The 19,284-nt window shown below is 69.8% G+C and carries 15 protein-coding genes and 6 pseudogenes; 18 read left to right on the forward strand and 3 right to left on the reverse strand.

Annotated features, from left to right (window positions below):
* The first annotated feature begins 49 nt into the window (after nt 1-49).
* The 14 genes and pseudogenes from IE248_RS30370 (at nt 50) to IE248_RS30430 (ending at nt 12,444) form a co-directional block, all read left to right on the forward strand.
* Nucleotides 50-424 carry a hypothetical protein gene (locus IE248_RS30370; RefSeq protein WP_190032268.1) on the forward strand — a complete coding sequence of 125 codons (375 nt, stop codon included), beginning with the start codon at nt 50-52 and terminating at the stop codon, nt 422-424.
* Nucleotides 421-1,215, forward strand: a complete 795-nt coding sequence (locus IE248_RS30375; RefSeq protein ID WP_190032269.1) for an SPDY domain-containing protein — start codon at nt 421-423, stop codon at nt 1,213-1,215. The genes IE248_RS30370 and IE248_RS30375 overlap by 4 nt, the downstream gene beginning before the upstream one ends.
* Nucleotides 1,216-1,395: 180 nt before the next feature.
* Entirely contained in the window at nt 1,396-1,983 is a 588-nt protein-coding gene (locus IE248_RS30380; RefSeq protein WP_190032270.1) for a hypothetical protein, read from the forward strand.
* A 52-nt stretch (nt 1,984-2,035) separates the two neighbouring features.
* A pseudogene (locus IE248_RS30385) lies at nt 2,036-3,830 on the forward strand (type IV secretory system conjugative DNA transfer family protein).
* Complete coding sequence (locus IE248_RS30390; RefSeq protein WP_190032271.1) at nt 3,827-4,288, forward strand: XF1762 family protein; 462 nt, start codon at nt 3,827-3,829, stop codon at nt 4,286-4,288. Before IE248_RS30385 ends, IE248_RS30390 begins: the two are co-directional and overlap by 4 nt.
* 1,028 nt (nt 4,289-5,316) lie before the next feature.
* Nucleotides 5,317-5,409, forward strand: a pseudogene (locus IE248_RS37745) (DUF317 domain-containing protein); the annotation flags it as partial.
* Nucleotides 5,410-5,648: 239 nt separating this feature from the next.
* The gene (locus tag IE248_RS37750) at nt 5,649-5,894 is read left to right on the forward strand and encodes an SPDY domain-containing protein (protein ID WP_229895650.1); all 246 of its coding nucleotides are present in this window, start codon (nt 5,649-5,651) and stop codon (nt 5,892-5,894) included.
* Between the two features lie 215 nt (nt 5,895-6,109).
* Nucleotides 6,110-7,177: a hypothetical protein gene (locus IE248_RS30400; protein ID WP_190032272.1), complete on the forward strand. Its 1,068-nt coding sequence runs from the start codon at nt 6,110-6,112 to the stop codon at nt 7,175-7,177.
* A 12-nt stretch (nt 7,178-7,189) separates the two neighbouring features.
* Nucleotides 7,190-7,420 (forward strand): annotated as a pseudogene (locus IE248_RS30405) (hypothetical protein); the annotation flags it as partial.
* A gap of 58 nt (nt 7,421-7,478) precedes the next feature.
* Nucleotides 7,479-8,033, forward strand: a complete 555-nt coding sequence (locus tag IE248_RS30410) for a hypothetical protein (RefSeq protein WP_190032274.1) — start codon at nt 7,479-7,481, stop codon at nt 8,031-8,033.
* 78 nt (nt 8,034-8,111) lie between these two features.
* Nucleotides 8,112-9,068, forward strand: coding sequence for a hypothetical protein (locus IE248_RS30415; protein ID WP_190032275.1), 957 nt, complete (start codon nt 8,112-8,114; stop codon nt 9,066-9,068).
* Nucleotides 9,069-9,251: 183 nt separating this feature from the next.
* Nucleotides 9,252-10,121, forward strand: a complete 870-nt coding sequence (locus IE248_RS30420; protein WP_190032378.1) for an adenine nucleotide alpha hydrolase family protein — start codon at nt 9,252-9,254, stop codon at nt 10,119-10,121.
* Nucleotides 10,118-11,314, forward strand: a complete 1,197-nt coding sequence (locus IE248_RS30425) for a DNA cytosine methyltransferase (RefSeq protein ID WP_190032276.1) — start codon at nt 10,118-10,120, stop codon at nt 11,312-11,314. The genes IE248_RS30420 and IE248_RS30425 overlap by 4 nt, the downstream gene beginning before the upstream one ends.
* The gene (locus tag IE248_RS30430; RefSeq protein WP_190032379.1) at nt 11,314-12,444 is read left to right on the forward strand and encodes a DnaB-like helicase N-terminal domain-containing protein; all 1,131 of its coding nucleotides are present in this window, start codon (nt 11,314-11,316) and stop codon (nt 12,442-12,444) included. The genes IE248_RS30425 and IE248_RS30430 overlap by 1 nt, the downstream gene beginning before the upstream one ends.
* A gap of 682 nt (nt 12,445-13,126) precedes the next feature.
* On the opposite strand, the pseudogene IE248_RS30435 reads toward IE248_RS30430, so the two are convergent.
* Nucleotides 13,127-13,576 (reverse strand): annotated as a pseudogene (locus IE248_RS30435) (SRPBCC family protein).
* Between the two features lie 185 nt (nt 13,577-13,761).
* Nucleotides 13,762-14,358 (reverse strand): hypothetical protein, encoded by a 597-nt coding sequence (locus tag IE248_RS30440; protein WP_190032277.1) that lies wholly within the window; start codon nt 14,356-14,358, stop codon nt 13,762-13,764.
* A 402-nt stretch (nt 14,359-14,760) separates the two neighbouring features.
* On the opposite strand from IE248_RS30440, the gene IE248_RS30445 reads away from it, so the two are divergent.
* The 4 genes and pseudogenes from IE248_RS30445 (at nt 14,761) to IE248_RS30455 (ending at nt 17,333) form a co-directional block, all read left to right on the forward strand.
* Nucleotides 14,761-15,189: a hypothetical protein gene (locus tag IE248_RS30445; protein WP_190032278.1), complete on the forward strand. Its 429-nt coding sequence runs from the start codon at nt 14,761-14,763 to the stop codon at nt 15,187-15,189.
* Nucleotides 15,190-16,255: 1,066 nt separating this feature from the next.
* A pseudogene (locus tag IE248_RS38450) lies at nt 16,256-16,585 on the forward strand (DUF4394 domain-containing protein); the annotation flags it as partial.
* Between the two features lie 79 nt (nt 16,586-16,664).
* A complete protein-coding gene (locus IE248_RS38620; RefSeq protein ID WP_373301673.1) occupies nt 16,665-16,835 on the forward strand; it encodes a hypothetical protein in 171 nt (56 codons plus the stop codon).
* Nucleotides 16,836-16,994: 159 nt separating this feature from the next.
* Complete coding sequence (locus IE248_RS30455) at nt 16,995-17,333, forward strand: PRC-barrel domain-containing protein (protein ID WP_373301674.1); 339 nt, start codon at nt 16,995-16,997, stop codon at nt 17,331-17,333.
* A gap of 300 nt (nt 17,334-17,633) precedes the next feature.
* Here IE248_RS30455 and IE248_RS30460 read toward each other — a convergent pair.
* A pseudogene (locus IE248_RS30460) lies at nt 17,634-18,426 on the reverse strand (DUF5655 domain-containing protein).
* Nucleotides 18,427-19,284: the final 858 nt, after the last annotated feature.

Below are 19,284 nucleotides of genomic sequence, written 5' to 3' on the forward strand. Positions count from 1 at the left end.
GGGACGAGTCCCGGCGCAGAGACTGCGGCCCCGACCGTCCCGGAGGAGCATGACCGTCCCCGACCCCGACAACCTCACCCGTCACATCGCGCAGCAGATCACGTTGCTCAACGAGTACCTGGCCATCGCGCGGCCCCAGCAGGCCGCCCGAATTCTGGCCCGGGTCCTTGATCCCGAAGACGGCGTCTTCGGCGGTCTGACCGCCTTGATGGCCACCGGGTCCCGCTTCGCCCAGGACCGGGCGAGCGCCGGAGTTCTGCCGCCTGAGGCATGGCTCGCCCTCGGCCGGGCCGCGAACGAGCTGAACGACATCGGCCTCGACCTCGATGACCACGTGGAAGACCTCCACCGCCTCTCCCAGGCCCCGACGGCCGCCCCGGTTCCTCCGGTGGCCTCGGCACTCGTCGCAAGGAAGCACCGATGACCACGACTTGGACAAGCTGGGGTCCCACCGCGGACCAGCCGCAGCAGCACTACCTGGTCGAACCCCGCCACCTGGCCGACGGAGGCGACCTGCGCCACGTCACCGAGTACCTGCGTGCCTGCGGCTGGCAGGACCTTTCCCGCACAGGCGGCCCGATGGTCTTCGACAGCCCCGACCGCCTGGTGCGGATCGGATTCGACCCCACGGCGACGCCCGGCGGATGGACCGTCTCCGGCAAGGCCGCCGGCCAGCAGCCCGCCTGGAACGTCACGTTCACCATGGCCGTGCCGATCGAGGTCGTCGCCGGTTTCACCGACACACTCACCAAGCCCCGCTCCGCCCACGCGCCCAACGTATGGGCGCCTCTGGAGGAACACGGCTGGGAGACCTCCCGGGTGGAGGAGCACTTCACGGCGGTCGCCCCGGACGGCAACGCCTGGCTGCAGTACCACCAGAGCGCCCCTGGTCAGGCGCACTGGTGGGCTGGGGCGCGCACCGAGCACGGCCGAAGCTGGGACGCCGTCTTTACCCCCACCACGCCGATGCACCTCATTCAGGGGTTCTCGGCCGCCCTCGCCGACCCGACCCCGGTGATGCGCCCGCTCGGCCACGTGCCCGCGACGAAGTTCATCCGCACCACCTCCGTGTCCGTTCGCCCCTCCGAGCTCGGGCACTGGCAGCAGGCCCGCATCACCGCCGCCCGCGCCGCCACCTGGGCTCGCAATTCCTGGACCGCCGCCCGCCCTCGCCGACAGACCCCGACGCCTGCCGGAGCCCGGACACGCCGCTGACACTCACCCGCTGGTGTCGCATCGACCACAAGCAGCGTCTGGGCGAAGGCCGCCGTCACCGGCCCAAAGTGCGCCTCAGCACCACCGTCGCGGGTGCGCCCGCGCTCCCGAGCACCGCCTCGCCGGCCAGGCCCTCCCGGTAACCGACGGCCACGAACACCTCCATCCCCGAAGGCCTCCGTGACCAACCCCAACCCCCGTGCCACCCACGAGCTCCTGCTGCGGCAGCTCGCCCTCTACCTGCGCGAGGCTGAAGAGATCCTCGCGGCTTGGGACGCTTACTCCGACGAGCACACCGGCCCCGACGGCTGGCCCCACGACGAGCAGACCTACGGACTGCGCCAGTCGCAGCGCGACGGCGACACCTGGCGGTCCTTCAACCGGATCCGCACCGGCGCGAAGGCTCTGGTCGCCACCGCCGAGGTCCACCTCCAGGCACTCCCCAAGCGCAGCATCCACCCCCACTGGGCCTGGCAGATCTCCTGTCTCAACACCGCCCTGGGCCGGATCAGCGCTTTGCAGAGCGAGTGGCTCGACCGGCGCAGCACCGCGCCTGCGTCCGCACGGCCCGGGACCGGGGAATACGACGGGCCACTCGCCGAGCGGAACGCTGAAGCCTGGCACCACCTGAACGAGTGGGCCCTCCACGGCCAGGCCGTCCTGGATATCCATACGGCCGTGCAACATCACCGACCAGGCCTTACGAGCATCGCTCCCGCTCCCGCCCTCCCCGGCCCAGCCGCCCCGCCGTCCCCAGCCCGCCGGTGACCACCCGCCCCCACTGAGCCGACGGCCCCCGCCTTCACCTGGAACCACCCTCTTGCCCTCCCCCTCCCCGAACTCCAACTCCGACGGCTACGACATAGCCTTCAAGGCCCTCCTCGGCGCCCTCGCCGTCGCCCTTCCCCTGTCCAACCTCGCCTGGCTCGGCGGCAACGCCACCGCGTGGGCCACCGGCGCCGACCCTTGGGCCCCCTATCAGCCGGCCGAGGCACTCCTCCACCCCGAACGCCTCTGGCCCGCGGCAGGAGAAACGTCCCTGCTGTTCGGGGCCCGGATCGTCCCCGCCGCGCTGCTCCTGATCCTCACACTGTGCGGGTACCTATGGTGGTCCCGCCGCCAAGGCGCGGGCGGCAAGAAGAAACCCATTGCCGGGATGGCCAAGCAGAAGGACATCGAGCCTCTGCTCGCCAAGGCCGTCACGGTGAAGGCCCGTTCCCTGCGGCCCAGCCTGCGGGGGTCCAAATTATGTGGAACCGCGTGACACCGGAGTCCTCCTCGGCAACTTGCAGGGCAGTCGTCACGAAGTCCGAATGGGGTTCGAGGACGTAGCGGTCGCCATCATGGCCCCCCGGTCGGGCAAGACCACTTGCCTGGCCATCCCCGCAATCCTTGCTGCCCCCGGCCCCGTACTCATCACCTCGAACAAGGCCGCCGGAGATGCCTACACCGCGAGCGTCGATGCTCGCGGAAAGGTAGGCCGGGCCTGGAGCATGGATCCGCAGCAGATCGCCCACGCAGCGCGCGAGATGTGGTGGAACCCCCTCGCCTCCGCCAAGTCCCTTGACGGGGCTGGTCGGTTGGCCGGGCACTTCCTGGCCGCGAGCGTGGATGCCTCCCAGCAGGGTGACTTCTGGTCGAAGGCCGGATCCAATGTTCTGAGCCAGCTCTTCTTGGCTGCTGCCCTGGACGAGCGGCCCATCACCGACGTCATGCAGTGGCTGGCGTTCCCGGCAGATCGCAGGCCCCTGGACATCCTCCGCGATCACGGATATTCGGCCGTCGCCGCCCAGCTCAAGGGCACCGTCGAAGGGCCGCCAGAAACCCGCGATGGCATCTACGAAACCGCTCGGCAGTACGCGTCGGCCCTGCTGAATTCGGAGATCGCCGCGTGGGTCACCCCACAGGAGGGGATCGCCGAGTTCAAGCCCGCCGACTTCGTGACCAGCCAGGACACCCTGTACCTCCTATCGAAGGACGGGGGTGGCGGAGCCAGTGCGCTCATCGCGGCGTGCGCGGACTCGGTGATGCGGGCCGCGACCGCCCAGGCCGAGCGGGCCGGCGGACGGCTGGACCCACCCATGCTCGCGATCCTCGACGAGGCCGCCAACGTGTGCAAGATCAGCGACCTCCCGGATTTGTACTCCCACCTCGGCTCCCGCGGGATCATCCCGATCACCATCCTGCAGTCCTACCGCCAGGGCCAGAAGGTCTGGGGTGACGCGGGCATGGACGCCATGTGGTCCGCCAGCACCGTGAAGGTGATCGGATCCGGAATCGACGACCCCGACTTCGCCGACAAGCTGAGCAGGCTCATCGGAGACCACGACGTGGAGACGAAGTCCACCTCGGTCTCGGACAGTGGAAAGTCCACCAGCATCAGCATGCGGCAGGAACGGATCCTGCCCGCCGACGCGATCCGCGCACTCCCCAAGGGCACCGCGCTCTGCTTCGCCACCGGCATGCGGGCCGCCATGCTCGACCTGCGGCCATGGTACCTGGAGCCGGGCGCCAGCGAACTCGGCACCGCCTCCAAGGCCGCGTCGGACGCGATCACCGCGCGCGCCGTCGCCAAGGCCGCTGCCATGCAGGCCGACTTCAAGAAGGCCGCATGACGCTACACCTGATACCCGTCCGGTCTCGGGTGGCGAAGGACTTCGTCCGCACCTGGCACCGCCACCACCGGCCGCCGGCCGGGATGGTTTTCGCCGTCGGGGCGGCCGACGAGGCCGGGGTCCTGCGAGCGGTCGCCACCGTCGGCCGGCCCGTGGCCCGAGCCTGGGACGACGGCTCGACCCTTGAGGTCACCCGTACCGCCTCCGACGGCACACGCAACGCCAACTCTCCTCTGTACGGGGCTTCGTGGAGGGCGGCGAAGGCGCTCGGGTACCGGCGTCTGATCACGTACACGCAGGACGGCGAGACAGGCGCCTCCTTGCGCGGAGCCGGGTGGCGCGTCATCGCGCACCGGCCGCCCAGGCGCGGCTGGCATACAGCTTCCCGGCCCCGCGCTCCCCAGGGCACCGATCACATTGCCCGCACCGTCTGGGAAGCGCCCCTCATCACCGATTAGTCCAAGGACGGTGCGGTCGTCAAGCCCGCGCCCCAGCAGCACGACCACGGACCCGCCGCGTAAGAACCTACGGGTCGCCCCGCCTGGCCGGCGCTACCCAGACGGTGCAGGCGACGCGGGTTCGCTCATAGCTCCGGAGGAGACCATCGCTGCAACTATGCCTCTGATCCCGCTCGACACCGAGACCGCACGCGGGGTCGAACTCCTGGCATGCGCATGGGGCGTCAGCCCGGCCGAGGCAATCCGGCGCCTACTCGCCGATCTTGTCTCCGAACAGACCCCCGGCCCAAGCCCCCGCGATCGACCCGTACCCGTATATGCCGTGTACGCCAGGACATGCATCGATGCCGAGTTCCACCCCGCGTCCGGCGCCGTCGCCACCACCTCAGGCCCAGGCCGGGGCTTCTACAGGACGCCCAGCGGCGCCTCCGCGGCCGTCATTCAGGCACTCCATCCCATGGTCAAGCCGAATCGGACCGGCTGGCAGTTCTGGCACGTGGTCCAGACCAATGCGCCCTGGCCAGTCTCCGCGGTTCCACAGCGGGTCCAGTCACAGCGTCAGCGCCCATCGCACCGCCATCGGACTTGGCGTCTCGTAACTCTCAACGTCGATAGCGGATCCCTTCAGCACTTGGTCCCGCCCCCCGTTTCGCCCCACTAGGAAGGTCCGCCTTGGCCCACCCCACACCTCTCGACTGCGCCAAAGAGTTCGGGGCTACTTCCCGCTCCCTCGAACAGCACCACGCCCGCCATTACATCGCCAGCGGCATCGAACTCCACAGCGACCTGGTGGAACGCCAGACCGGGCAGCCCTCCACCCCCCGCAGTCGCTTCGCCGGCCCTCGCATCCGCTTCCAGCACCGTATGCACGAGGTGATGCCGTGAAGCAGCCCGATGAACAGGACCGCGTCCTGGTCTCCCCGCGTCACCTGGCCGGCAGGGGTGACCACCTCTCCGACGTCCTCGGCCCGCTTATCCACCTCTTCGAGTGGAAGCACGAGCACCGGCCCGACAACGGGCAGGTCATCGTGGACAGCCCCGACGGCTCCACGTTCGTCGACTTCACGCCGGGCGGCTTCGACGAGCCGTGGTGGACAATCAGCCACCACGAGCCGTACTGGAAGATCACCGCAAGTCGGCAAACACCCCTGGAAGCACTCGCCGCTGTCACCCAGTCCCTGCCCCAGTTGCTCGGTGACACCCGACACTGCGAGCGGATCCCGCTGGCGACTCGCTCCGTAGCTGAGATCGCCTCGATCAACGGCTGGACGACGGACGGGGCTTCGGTCACATCCGCAGACGGCCACTGCACCCTGCGCCACCGCCCGGACACGGAGCAGCCTGGCTCGTGGAGTCCTCGGTGCACGACGTGTTCGACACACACTGGTCCGTCTCGTTCGAGGGGGACGTGCCCGACGTCCTCGTACGGCAGTTCCTCACACACGTGGCCAGCCCCGACCCGGTGGAACGCACCCTCGCCGACGTTCCCTTCCTCGCCCGGTTCGCGGCCCGGATCACCCCCATGCACGGCTCGGCCCTCGGCCCGCACGTCGCGCACGCCCTCACCGCCCTTCCCTCCCAGCCCGGCCCGCAGCGCAGCCGCTGATGTTCTCGGCCACCCACGGCCAAGGCTCGCGCCTCGCCGTCCAGCGAACTGCACCATCTCGCCTCTGCCTTCGCACCCGCAGGCGCACCCTCGGTGCCGCCCTCGCCCTTCCCCGTGCCGGACCCGCTTCCTGCGGCACCGGCTCGTTCCCGGGCTCTGGCCTACTCCACTCACGCCTCACCGAATCTGCCGCTTCCCGAAAGCCCCGCCTCCCCATGTCTGACGACCTCCTGTTCGACGTTTCCGCACCGCCCACGCCCGTCGAACGTCTACTCGCTCTCGCGGGAGACTTCACCCAGCACAACGACGCCTTCGTCCTCCTGCTGCCCGCCCTGGCGGCCGACGATCTGCAGGTACTCGCCGACTCCGCGAAGCACCTGGCACGCGAGTCTCTCGCAGCCGTCCAGGCCGTAGAGGACCAACGGCTCTACGCAAGCGTCGCCCTGATCGAGGCCACGGTCCGTACCAAGCAGCTCGCCTATCTGAGCAGCGCGGTTGCCCGTCACCTCTCCGAGGCAGGGGCGCAACTCACCGGTACGACACCTACACAGACGGAACCGCCCGCTGCTCTCGAAGGCGTCAGAGACCAGATACAACTGGCCCAAGAGCTGACTCTGCTCGCCCCGGCTGCAGCCGTGGAGGCGGCCTCCGGCGTCGCCCGGGAAGTCCACCGCCGCCAGCCCTCCGGTACCCCGGCGGCGGCCGGCCCTCTGGCCGCCGCCGAACTCACCGCGCTCCACGCCGCCGCCCTCGGACTCGTCGTGATGGCCCGGGGCATGGGCCGAGAGTACGTCCACAGCCGCGACCACGGCGTACGCATCGGCACCTTGCGGTCCCTGGAGAACAAGGAACTGATCGCGATCGCCCCCAACTCGGCGCCGCCCGCCTACGAGGGCGGCCCGCCGCAAGATCGCATCCGCCTCACCTGCGGGGGCACGACAGCGGTGGCGGCCCTCCTCGTGCATTCCCAGTCCAGCACTTTCAGCGCCCGCCATGCCCGCAGCCCGCGTCACAACAGCACCTTCACGACGCCGCTGACCCATACCTCCGGACCACCCACGCCGAACCCGCCCCCGGCCGGCTGCCGATGCGCATCCTGCAGGTCCGGGACTGCCGGACCTCGTAGAGCGCACACCTACTCCGCCGAGGTAACCGCAGGGGTCTCCCTGACCCGAACCGGTATCCGCGCGCTCTCCGCCGCCTATGCGACGCGGCCCACCCGACCATCCGGCCCCGGGTTGCAGCCCCATATCTCCACCCGGATCCTGACCCGCGCCCCTTGACCGCACTGGAGCGCCACCTTGACCGAGGCCGTGCCCGTGCCGCTGGTTGCCCAGTTCTTCTCCCACCTGGCGTCCAGCCTGCCCGTCGAACGCCAGTACCGCGAGATCCCCTACCTCGCCCGCGAGCTGGGAGCCGCGATCATCACGCCCGCCCAGTCCGTCGGCCTCGGCGCCGAGGTACACCACGCACTCGCCCAGATCCCCCAGCCGGCCTCGCCCGGGTCGCGGGCCCGCCGCCCGTGATCGGCCCACCGGAACGGCCGTGGCCTCATTCGCTGACTGCCCGCCCTTTGGAGAACCCTTGGCTCCGCCCTCACCCGATGTTTCCCCCACCGGTGCGCCCACGCGCTTCGACATCGCGCGCGCCCTGGCCACGCATATCTCGACCGCCCCGTCGCCCCCACCGCACGTCGTCACCTACAACCTCGGCTTGGTGCGCAACGCAGCGGCCCGCTACGGAAACCGAAGCTCCGGCGGCTCGGTACTCGGCCTCGCCAACTCCCTGCATGCCCAGCTGTACGGTCTTCCCGTCGAGCGTCCCGCGCTGCCGGGTGCTCTGGACGAGCTGCTCCAGGCGACCGGGATCGACGACGACCACACCATCGTCCTCGAACAGGTCGCCGCGCAGCTGGAGGCCGCCGTCGAACTCATCAAGCGGGCCCGGTACACCCACGGCTGGCAGCTGCCGGAGCACGTGACCATCCGGCTCGGTATGAGTGAAGACGTTGCCCAGCACCTTGCCGGTGAGCTCCGCGAGTTGGCGCCCTCCCTCAAGACCGGAGAGCCCTCCACCCCGGTCCAGGCCGTCCGGCTGCCGCCCCGCCCTGCAGCAGTGCCAAGGCCCGCACGGCGCTGACCCGGACAGCCAAGCCGCGGGCCGCGGCCACGTCCCCACCTCGATTCGGGCCCGCGCCCTCGGAAGGGTCCATCCACCATGACCGACGACGTCCTCTTCTCCCTCCCCGACGCGCCCGAACCGGCGGCACCCGCCACACCGCCACGCTCCGAACGCACGCCACCCGCAGTCTCCGCGCCCGTCCCGCCGACAGGTCCTGATCTCGCGCCGCCCGTGGCCTCCGCGCCCGCCCCGCCTGCGCCCTCTGCGGAGCAGCCGCCCTGCCCGGTCATACGTTTGCTGGCCCTGGCCGACCAGTTCACCCAGCACAACGACGCCCTCGCCCGCCTGTGGCCGGCCTACGGCGCGGCCCACGGGCACACGTCCGCCGAGGTTCTAGTAAACGCCTGCACCGATGCGGTCCAGGCCATCGAGGAACAGCCTCTGCCCGCGACCGTCGCGGTGAAGGAGGCCGCGATCCGAATCAAGCAGCTCGCCTACCTGACTGCGGGATCCGCCCGTCACCTCGCCGCAGCCAAGGACCTCCTCAGTGCCCAGGCCCCGGAAACGGACCAGGGGCGCGGGGGGCAGCACATCGTCCGGCAAATCGAGCTGGCGCAGGAACTGACAGCCCTGGGCCCGGCTTCGGCCCTGCAGGCGGCGACCACCGTCGCCCTGGCGATGAACCACCGCAGCCACCCCGGCACCATGACAGCAGGCCGACTGACCCCCATCGAGCGGTCCACCCTGAACGCCGCCGCCCGCGGGCACCTCGCGACCAGCTGGAGCGCCGGACGGGAGTTCGCCCACAGCCAGACCGGCACCGCGCACATCGAGACCGTGCTCGGCCTGGAGCAGCAGGGCCTGATCGCGCGTGAACCCGCATCCGCGCCGCCGGCCGCCGACGGCGGTCCCGCCCAGGACCGCGTCCGTCTCACCCTCAGAGGCGCCATGATCGTCGCTGCCCAGCTCGGCCGCGGTCTCTACACCCCGGCCCCGGCCACCGCTGCTGTTCCAGCCTCCCGCGTCATCCCGGCACCGGCGCAGGCCCGCTGACACTCCCTCCCCTTCCCCCGCACTCCCTCCGCCTGGGATGTGCCCAGCCCGCAAGGACGCCCCATCCCCACCAGCTCCACGTCCCGCCGCACACCGTCCACCCCCACCTCGACCTTGCGCGCCCCGGACGACGGCCCTGCCAAGCGCATCCTGTCGCTGGGCGCCGGCGTCCAAAGTTCCGTCCTGCTGTGCCTGTCCGCGAAGGGAATCCTGCCGCGCGTCGACGCGGCGATCTTCGCCGACACCGGCTGGGAGCCGAAGAAGGTGTACGAGCACCTCGACCGCCTCGAACGGGAAATCGCCGCCGCGGCCGGAATTCCCATGCTGCGGGTAACCTCAGGAAATATTCGCGCAGATGCCCTCGACCCGGAACACGGATTCGCCTCCATGCCGCTCTACATCCTCAACCAGGACGGCGGAAATGGAATGTCCCGGCGCCAGTGCACCGGGGAACACAAGATAAATCCGATCAAGAAGAAGGTCCGCGGAATACTCGGCCACCCCTACCCGTCCAGGGTACCCAAGGGTGTCTTCGTCGAGCAGTGGGTCGGTATCAGCACCGACGAATTCCACCGGGCCAAGGACGGCGACGTCCAGTACATGCGCAACCGACACCCCCTCATCGAGATGGACTGGTCCAGGGCAGACTGCGTTCGCTACCTGGCCTCACTTGGACTCGCCGACACCCCCAAGTCGAGCTGCCTTGGATGCCCGTTCCACGGAAACGCACAATGGCGCAGCATCAGGGATTCCTCTCCGGAGGAGTGGGCCGATGTTGTCGAATTCGATGCGGCGATCCGGCAGGGAAATGCCCGCGCGAACGCGGCCGGTAACCGGCTTCTCGGTCAGGCTTATCTGCACCGCTCGCGCGTGCCGCTTTCCGAGGCTCCGATCGACCATGTCACCGCGGCGGAGTGGGCGGCTCGCCAGCAGGGAGCTGACGCTCCGGACGCCACGGAGATGGAATCCGGGGTCGTGGACGGCTGCTCGCCCTGGGCCTGCCGGGGCGAGCAGCCCGAGCCGGTCCGCGACGACTTCGGCCTGACGGCATGAGGGACCTCGTCGTCGACCTGTTCGCCGGCCCGGGCGGCTGGAGCCACGCCCTGGACGTCCTCGGCGTACGGGACGTGGGCCTGGAGTGGGACGAGTGGGCCTGCAAGACGCGCGCGGCCGCTGGCCAGTTGACGATCCGCACCGACGTCGCGATGTATCCGGCGTGGATCTTCGCGGGGCGGGTGAAGGGGTTCATCGCGTCCCCTCCCTGCCAGGCGTGGTCGATGGCCGGCAAGCGCCTGGGCCTGGTGGACCAGCCGCTCGTCCACCAGGCCGTCGCCGACCTCGCCGTGGGCCGTGACACCCGCGAGCGGCTCTTGGCCGCCTGCCGGGACCCGCGCTCTCTTCTGGCCGCCGAGCCGATGCGTTACCTCCACGCCCTGCACCAGGCCGGCGAACCGGAGTGGATCGCGATGGAGGAGGTCCCGGACGTCCTTCCCCTGTGGCAGCAGTACGCGGCGATCCTTCGTTCCTGGGGCTTCAGCGTGTGGACCGGCATCATCAACTCCGCCGACTTCGGCGTCCCGCAGACCAGGAGGCGGGCGATCCTGCTCGCCTCCCGGGTCCGGACCGCCTCTCCGCCGGAGCCCACCCACGCACGCCTACCAGAGCCCGAGAGCCTGTTCGGACCCGGCCGCGGCCGGTGGGTGTCCATGGCCGAGGCACTCGGCTGGGGCGCCACTGACAGGCCTGTACCGACCGTGTGCGCCGGAGGCGGCCCCGGCGGCGGGCCCGAGCCTTTCCCCTCGGGGGCTCGCAAGACACTCACCGACGCCCGCGACCGCGGCGCCTGGAAGCACCACCCCGCCAGCCGCCAGGCACTCGCCGACCCGGTCGCGCGACAGCGGTGGGCCTGGTCCTTGCGCAGCAACAACCAGGCCCACGCCACCGTCAGGCGTGCCGACGAACCGGCCGGGACGCTGTTCTTCGGCCACCGCGCCAACGAGTGCATGTGGGTCGCTGGGCCCGCCGACGCCACCGACCCGGGCAACGCGGTACCGGAGCCGATCCGGATCACCGCGACCGAGGCCGGGGTTCTGCAGTCCTTTCCTGCCGACTACCCCTGGCAGGGCAATAAGGGACAGACGTTCTCGCAGATAGGCAACGCCGTCCCACCCCGCTTGGCCGCCCACCTCCTCGCCCCCCACCTCGGCAAGACCCTCAGCCGCGACGACTTCACCCTGGCGGCGTGATGCCCGACGCCATCCGAATCGCAACGGACGAGGAACTCCTGCCCGATCCGACACCGCCGCCGGCGGTGCACTACGCCGAGCAGGCCCTGCTCGGCGCGCTGCTCCTGGCTCCCGAACACCTCAAGGCCATCTGGCCGATCCGGCCCGAGGAATTCGGCAACCCCGCGCACAGCGCGCTGTTCGCGGCTATGTGCACGCTCTCCCCGCCCGCGCCCGAGGTCCACCGCACCAGTCCGCTGTGGCTCAACCAGCTCCTCGACGCGGCCCAGCCCCACGCCCGCGCCCTGACCGCCTCGTATCTGCACGCCCTCATCAGCGCCTGTCCCGCCGACGGCCACGCCCCCGCCTACGCGCAGATGGTGCGCGCCGGGCACGCGCGGCGTCTCCTGCAGCGGCACGCCGGCCTCCTCGCACAGGCCGCGACCGCAGCCGGGCCCGACCCGGCCGCCGTCGTACTCACCCGCGCAGACCAGCTAGCCGTCTACCTCGACGAGCTGGCCGCGTCCTTCCCCTCCCACCCGGGCTCGTTGCCCCGCACCCAAACGGTTGTTCAGCAGGCGGGCCAGCCGTCCGCCCAGGCCCAGGAGGAGGAGCAGCTGCTGCTCGGAGCAGTCACCGCCCACCCCGAGGGCCTACCGCGCATGCGGTGGCTACATGAAGGCGACCTCACCGTTCCTGTGCACGCCGCCCTCTTTGCCTGCCTCACCGCCCTAAGCCGCCGCGGAACGCCGGTGGACCCGGTCACCCTGCTGTGGGAGGCACAGCACCGCGGTCTGCTGCACGCAGGGTTCGGCCCGCAGGACGTACTCGCCCTCGTAGCTCACCCCGTCGGCGGGCCGGAGCACTGGGGGCAGAGGGTCCTACAGCGTGCCCTCCTGAACCGAGCCGAGGAGGTTGCCGCACGGATCACAGCGCTCACCGAGGACGAAGCCACCTCCGTCCACCAGCTGGCCACCGGCAGCCGGCGGGCCCTGGCTGCCTTGTCCTCTGTCCGGTCCCGCTGGCACCAGGCCGTCAACGGCCCCACTCCCGGCACCCCGGCCGCTTCCCCACCCCGCACGCCTGCGGTAGGGAGTCCGGGCGCACGGGCCGGACCCGGCCCACTCTTGCCCGCACGACCCGCCCGATGAGCCCCTGTCCACCAGTCCGAGCCTCTTCCCGTCCCTTCCCCGAGCCGAAAGGCACCCATGCACGCTCCTGCCAACGCACACGTCTTCTTCGATCTCCACCCCGATCACTACCCGGGGGTTGTCGCCACAGCCTCCGGTCCCACCATCGACGCCGCCTGCTCGCATCTGCATGCCTCGGGTTCCGAAGCACGGCCCCGGACACCACGCTGCTCGCCCGGATTGACCGGGAGGCACCCTACTAAGCTGGCCGGGCCGCCAAGGAGCCCTCCAGAAGGAGATCGACACCGAGTGGACCTGGGCGGACTCACCCACGCCATGGTGCCCCCGGGAAGAGATCCAGAAGGTGAGCGCTGATACCCAGCGCATCCACGACAACATCGCCACCGGCCGGCTGACCATACATCTCCACCCACCTGCACGGCGAAGACCACATCCGCCAGGTCGCCCTCACCTTCGACGAAGAGGCGCAGGCCATCACCGCTCTTCGCAGCCAGTACGCCGCCGCTGTCCGCCCTGGCCCGGCTCCGCCGATCGAAGTCGAGCAGAGCGTCCTTCACGCTCTCCGTGGCAAGACGGCGCCCGCGACCTTGGCGGCCTCACCGCAGGTCGCCGGTCCCGGAGCGCACGGAGAGTTCCTCGCATGCGAGCTCCTCAAGAGTGGGCGGCACTGCCGGATCCGTGCTCACGGCCCCATGGTCCAAGAGCAGCCGCAACTTTGAGCCGTTTCCGTGAACTTCTTGAACCGCTGGAGGTCTCCGGTGACCTGGCGGTCGATGAACCCGAACTTGTCGGCGATGCTCTCCGTCATCCCGGCGGGGCCGAAGTCCAGCCGCAACGTGACCTCGGTGTGAGTGGGGTCGATGGGGTGGAAGGTGACGACGCGCGAGGGCTCGGTCTCCCGGCCGACGGTAACCCAGGGCACTCGCTCGTCGGGGATCTGTTCGGTGACCTCGGCATCGAATTCGCGCTCCACCCCACCCATCTTGGTCACCCAGCGGGTGAGGGTCTAGTCGACCTGCTCGATGCGCTTCACGCCATCCATGAACAGTGGGAACGTCTCGAACTGGGTCCACTGGTTGCAGGCGGTACGGACGGGGACATCGACCCTGATGGATTCCCTGACCTGGGACACGGCAGAGGGGTTCCTTCCGTGGGAGCCGCGGCGCGGCCCGATCAGCTGGGTCGGGTGAATACCTGCCCGTCAGCCGCATCCACCTGTCGGTCGGACTCGTGAACCCCTCGGACGGCCGCTCAAAGCGAGACCTGGGCGGCCCGCACGGCTCCGCCGCCGGGCGTCCCCGCGGCGTCTCGCAGAGCTCAGTGCGGGAGATGCCAGTGGTGGGCGCGCATGACATACGGGGCCAGGGTGCGGGCGCGCCGCACCATTCCGTAGAGCTGCTGGGCGGGGCGCTGCTGCTCGCCGTGGATGGCGTTGACGATGATCAGCCCGCAGGTTAGCGCCGGTACAGACCACTGGGCGTAGGACAGGCGGCGTTCGGCCTGACCGGTGTCTCCCGGGAGACGATCGGCCTTTTCGGCGTCCTGGGGAGTGCCTGAGGAGACAAGCTCAATCTTCTTGCCGAGGACACGGGTGTAGACGGTGGCAGCCAGGGCTGCGCCGGTCAGGACGGTCTTGGCTAGGGCGGAGGCGGCGACCCCCTGCTGCGTGACCACGCGCGTGGCGTTGACGGCGAGCAGACCGGTGGACCCGACCAGGTGCACACCGATCGCGGCAGCGCCCACCGGCGCCCACAACGCCCACCCCGTGCTCGCGATCCTCGCACCCTCCTCCCAGCTCCTGCCCTGGACCCTCGCAGCGCCGTTCAGCCCGACAGCGCCCATGAGGGAGCCTCCGAACCAGGCGGCCAGGCCCACGTCGTGCAGGCTGCGCAGGACGGTATTGCGTTGCGCCATGGGGGTGGCTCCTCTCGCGCGGGAGCGCCGACACCTCGCCGGCACTCCCGCCACCGTCACCCCCCGCTCCGGCCGGTGCCAGGGCGGTTGGTCCGAACGGCCCGCGAGTACCAAGCTCGGTAGCGGCCGGATGCCCCGTGGGTGAGGAGGAACAGCTCGTAGCGGGCGTCCGCCGGGGGGCTGAGCATCGGGTTCTGCAGACCGCTGAACGCAGCGTCATACGCCCGAGTACCAAGCCCCAGCCGCAGCGCGACGGGGCCCACACAGCCGGCTCCTTCAGGCCGCCGCCCCCTCCAGAGCTGCTTGGCACTCCCCTCTCCGGGTAGGGGCTTTATGGGCCGACGGTCTGTCCGTCGGCCCAGCTCAAACGCGTGAGCGGGGGGACGGAGCAGGGAGTGCTTCATGATCCTCATTCTCGGACTCATCATTTTGGTTGCCGCGCTGGTCGTCGCGGTGGCCGGCGTCATGTCCAACCTGGGCAGCGCCCACGAGCTCACCAACGACTTTTCCGTCTTTGGCTATCACGTCACCAGTTCCACCGGCGCGCTGTTCCTGTACGGGATCGTCGTCGGCGCGCTTGCCCTCGTAGGCCTGTACCTCGTCCTCGCGGCGGCTCGTCGTGCCTCACGGCGCAGTAGGCTCGCGCGTCAGGGCGTCGGCGTATCGAGGCGGGAGAGCGAGGTGGTGGACCGCGAACGCGACGACCTCATCGAGCAGCGCGACGCCGCCCGCGCCCGGGCCGACCAACCCCTCGGAGACAATCCACCCGTCGCCCCCACTGGCGGGCATCGTCGCCCAAAGTGGTTCGGCGGCAGGACAAACCCCCACTAGGAGCCAGCTCGGCAGTACATTGTGGCGGTCCTGACCCCCCAAGTCGGCACCGCCAGGCTCAGCGGTGGAGAGCCGCGGCGGCGGAGCAGTCTGATGTCGGGACCGGGGGCCCCGAAGGCACGGAACAGACTTCCACGGCGGTGTTGGCCCCGCTCCACCCATTCAACGAGCGGGCCCCCGTGGCGGGTGCGCACAACGCGCCGTCGCCCTCCCCAGCGCCGGACAACCGGCTCGGCCCACGAAACCCGACGGGTATGTCAGACCGCCGCGTCCCAGCCCCTGTACGGAAGCGGCCAGGGCGCGGCGTTGATGTTCTTCGCGCCACGCCCTGGCGCCGTCCACTGGACGGCTGCATTCCCGCGGCCTGTGCTTCTCGCGCCGAACCGGCGCTACGTTGAGGTCGGCCCGGTGTTCCCCCAGAGCGTTGGGATCCGGGCCTGGCCCACGCACGCCATATCGGCGTGGGCTGGGAAAGACCCTAGCTGCGGTCGACCCGCGACGCCGACAAATCCCGCAACCCGTGCGCATGGTCTCGATATCTGACGCTGACAGCAGCGAAACCGTCCCTGGCAGGGATCCAGGAGGACGGAACTCGTCAGATGTCAGGACCCGGGGCCGCTCCCGGAAAGGCCCGGGTGGATGGTGGGGCTCCCGGGGCGGTGCGCACCGCATCCACCAACGAGAGAGACCCCGATCCGTCTCGCGTCTGCAGCGGTCACCAAGCGGGGGGGGGAGGACAGCCCGGGCCGGAAGCCCCATCTGCACCCCGTAGTCCGGCCAGCCGGCCTACGGCAGGACAGACAACCCTGGCCGTATCGGCACACACATCTCACAGGGGCGCTGCTGCCCTGGCCGCAAGAGCACGCGCCTATGCCCGAGCGGTGCAGCCGTGCCCCTCGTCGCCGTGCCGGGTGAATGCGCCTCCATCTGGCAGTGCTCGAAGGGCCGGACCTGGATGTGACTGGTTGTGTCTGCCTGGTGATGCCCGGCTGTGTGGGCGGTTCGGTTCAGTGGAGCACTCATGGCCAAGGCAGTCCTCGTGATGGCGTTCGCCGCCGCCCTGCCTATGACGGAACCGGGGGTGGCCGCGGACAGTGACCAGCACGACCACGGCCGGGGCGGTCTGAAGGTGACCGGCCTGACGGGCACCGCCTTCGGTGTCGACTTCAACCCGACCGCCGACCGGCTGCGGATCATCAGCGACACGTGCCAAAACCTGCGCCACAACGTGAACGTCGCCACCGGCGGAACCCTCGCCGACACCCCCCGTCACCACACCCCGGCCACCACCCCCACAGCCGGCGTCAGCGGCGCCGCGTACACGGACAACGACCTGGACGCGGCGACGGCCACCAGCCTGTTCGACATCGATACCGCAAGCTACCGCGTGGCGCTGCAGTCCCCGGCCAACTCCGGCACCCTCGCCCCCATCGGCAACCTCGGCGTCGACGCGAAGAACCAGCGCTGGCTTCGACATCTACTTCTCGCCCAAGGACGGAAGCAACCAGGGCTTCGCCGCGCTCTCCACCGACGGCTCCTTCCGCTTCTACATGGTCAACCCGCTCACCGGGGCGGCCCGAGACGCCGGCGCCTGCCCCGACGGCCGGCAGGTCTTCGATGTCGCCCTGCCCCTGGACCAGGAGTAGCCGCTTCACCGACCCCGCACCGTCGTCTTCGCGGGCCCGGTTTGGGCTGTCCGGGTGGCAGCAAGGGCGGCTGGCCTAGTCACAGGCCGGCGATCACGTTACGGCGGGCAGGGTTCCCAAGAACGCCCCTACCCAGTGAAGGAGACACCCGTGACTGACATGTGGAGCTACAACCCCGAGTCGCACTACACCCCTGGCACCAGCCTGGTCGGCTTCAAGGTCGAGGCCAGCGACGGCCACATCGGCAAAGTCGACGAAGCCACCGAGGAGGTCGGCTCCTCCTACATCGTCGTCGACACCGGCCCGTGGATCTTCGGCAAGGAAGTCCTCCTGCCCGCCGGGACCGTCGTGCGTGTCGACGTGAAGGAGGAGACGATCAACGTCAACCTCACCAAGGACCAGATCAAGGACTCCCCGGAGTACGACAAGGACAAGCACCGCGGCGATGCCGCCTACCGCGACCAGCTTGGCCAGTACTACGACCGCGGCAACGTCTGAGTTGTGCGCTGCTGCGGCTCCTCGCGTCGTGGGAGCCGCAGCCCCTGCGCACCTGAGTGCGCGAGGAAACAGCGGAAAGGAGCAGGCGAGTCGGCGCTCCAGGCGCCGTTGATCTTGGTGAAGCTCTTCCAGGCACCTTTGAACGTCGTCCAATGCAGATCTTGGTCGCTGGCGGTTGTGCCCTGCCCGCCGCGCACGGAGCAGTGGAGCAGGCCGTTGTATGCGGCCAGGGTGGGGCCGGGGGCGCTGCCGCCGGAGACACCCGTCCGGACCCCCGGTGCGGCCCCGGACGCGGGGCCCTCACGCCAGCGCGTAGCTCTGCCGGAAGTAGTCGGCTGCACGCTCCAGGTCCCGCTCGGTCTGCAGCGTCAGCTCCAGGTCGCCGGTGCCGTGGTGACCGAGCCCCGTCACGTCCCGTGCGAAGCTGGGCACGAGGTCGACCTTCGCCGGGTCGGCCTTCAGATTGACCAGCAGCTTGGCCTTCTTCGGTGGGACCAGGCAGGCGTAGTTCTGTATGCGCCGGTAGGCAGTGTAAGTCTGGTTCGAGACCTTGATGACGTCCTCGCCAAGCCCGATCAGGGACTCGTCTACCGCTGCGGCCAGCTCGGCCATGGCCCCAGTCTCCGCCGCGGCCCGCTGCGCCTTCGCCGTGTCCTGGGTCCGGCTCCCAGCCTTTCGACGCCGCGGCACGGCCGGCGAAGGACGCCACCGTCTCAAGGCCTATGTGCTCGCTGCCGAAGTACCGATAGCGGACCAAGTCGATCGCGTGCCGGTGCTCACGGACAGCGTGGATGTCGTAGCGGGTGAAGTCACCCGCCACACAGATCAACCTCGGTGCGTTCCAGAGCACCTGGGCCGCGGCGTGAACCCCGAGCTGGTCGCGGACCAGGCGCCGGAAGGCATCCCGGTGGAGGACCAGCCACGCCATATAGAACAGGCCCTGGTTGATGACGCCCGCATCCGTGCCGCGCTTGTACTCGGCGATCACCGGTGCGCCGTTCTCGTCGATGCCCAGCGAATCGATCCGACCGCCGTGCACCGGTCCGGTGCTGTACTCGCTCGCCAGTAACCGGACGCCGAGCATCGTCTCCATGTGCGCCTCGACGAGATCCTGCACATCCGCCTCGGCCTCGGCCAGACGCGGCGTGACCTCGGTCACGCCGTCATTCTTGTTGAACAGCTTTAGGCCTGACACCTCCCCCTTCTCGCCCCTGCCCCACTGCAACAGCGGACAGGTCAAGATTTGTTTCCGGAAGGGTTTTCGGCCTCGCAGGGGCAGTGTGAGGGGCTGCGTCCAGCGCCTGGGACGGTCCCCGTCCCAGATCCCACATGCGTCCCACACTTCCCCTGATCAAGCGTCAGGCGCTTGCATTTCGCAGGTCAGCCCACGTTGCTCAGTGGATAGAGCACGCGTCTTCTAAGCGCCTGCTCTGTGGTGCGGTTTCTACGCGGTGGGGAGTGGGCCGACCCGCCCACTGCGGACTACCACGATGGGCGTCCGCAAGGGCTGAGGTAGACCTGAGATTACATCGACAGGGTTGCGCGAGCTCCCCGTCCCGGGCACCAGCCCACCGGCCTGAGACGTCATGGCCGTATTCACGGAGAATCGTCGCTCGCGGATAGGTATCGCTTGGGAGTGAGCGCGGTTTGCTCTCCACCGCCGACGACGGTTGTGAGGGTGAACCAGAAAAATGGTCCTGCTCCGGCTCCGGGCGTTTCGCCCTATCCTGCGCGCTCACGACTCACCGCGTCACGGGATCTGCGTCCCACGATCACCGCACGGAACCCGGCGCGAGGAAGGATATGTGCCGAGCCCGCTACGATCAGGAGATGCCGTACGAGGCCCCCGACGACGCCCCCGAGCCACTGTTGCGATCTGCGCCCTCCCGGTCGCTCGAAACCGGTAGACTTGACAATTTGTCGGGCAGCGGGCAGCGGGCAGCGGGCAGCG

It is taken from the genome of Streptomyces goshikiensis, assembly GCF_014650555.1.
Lineage (GTDB): Bacteria > Actinomycetota > Actinomycetes > Streptomycetales > Streptomycetaceae > Streptomyces > Streptomyces goshikiensis.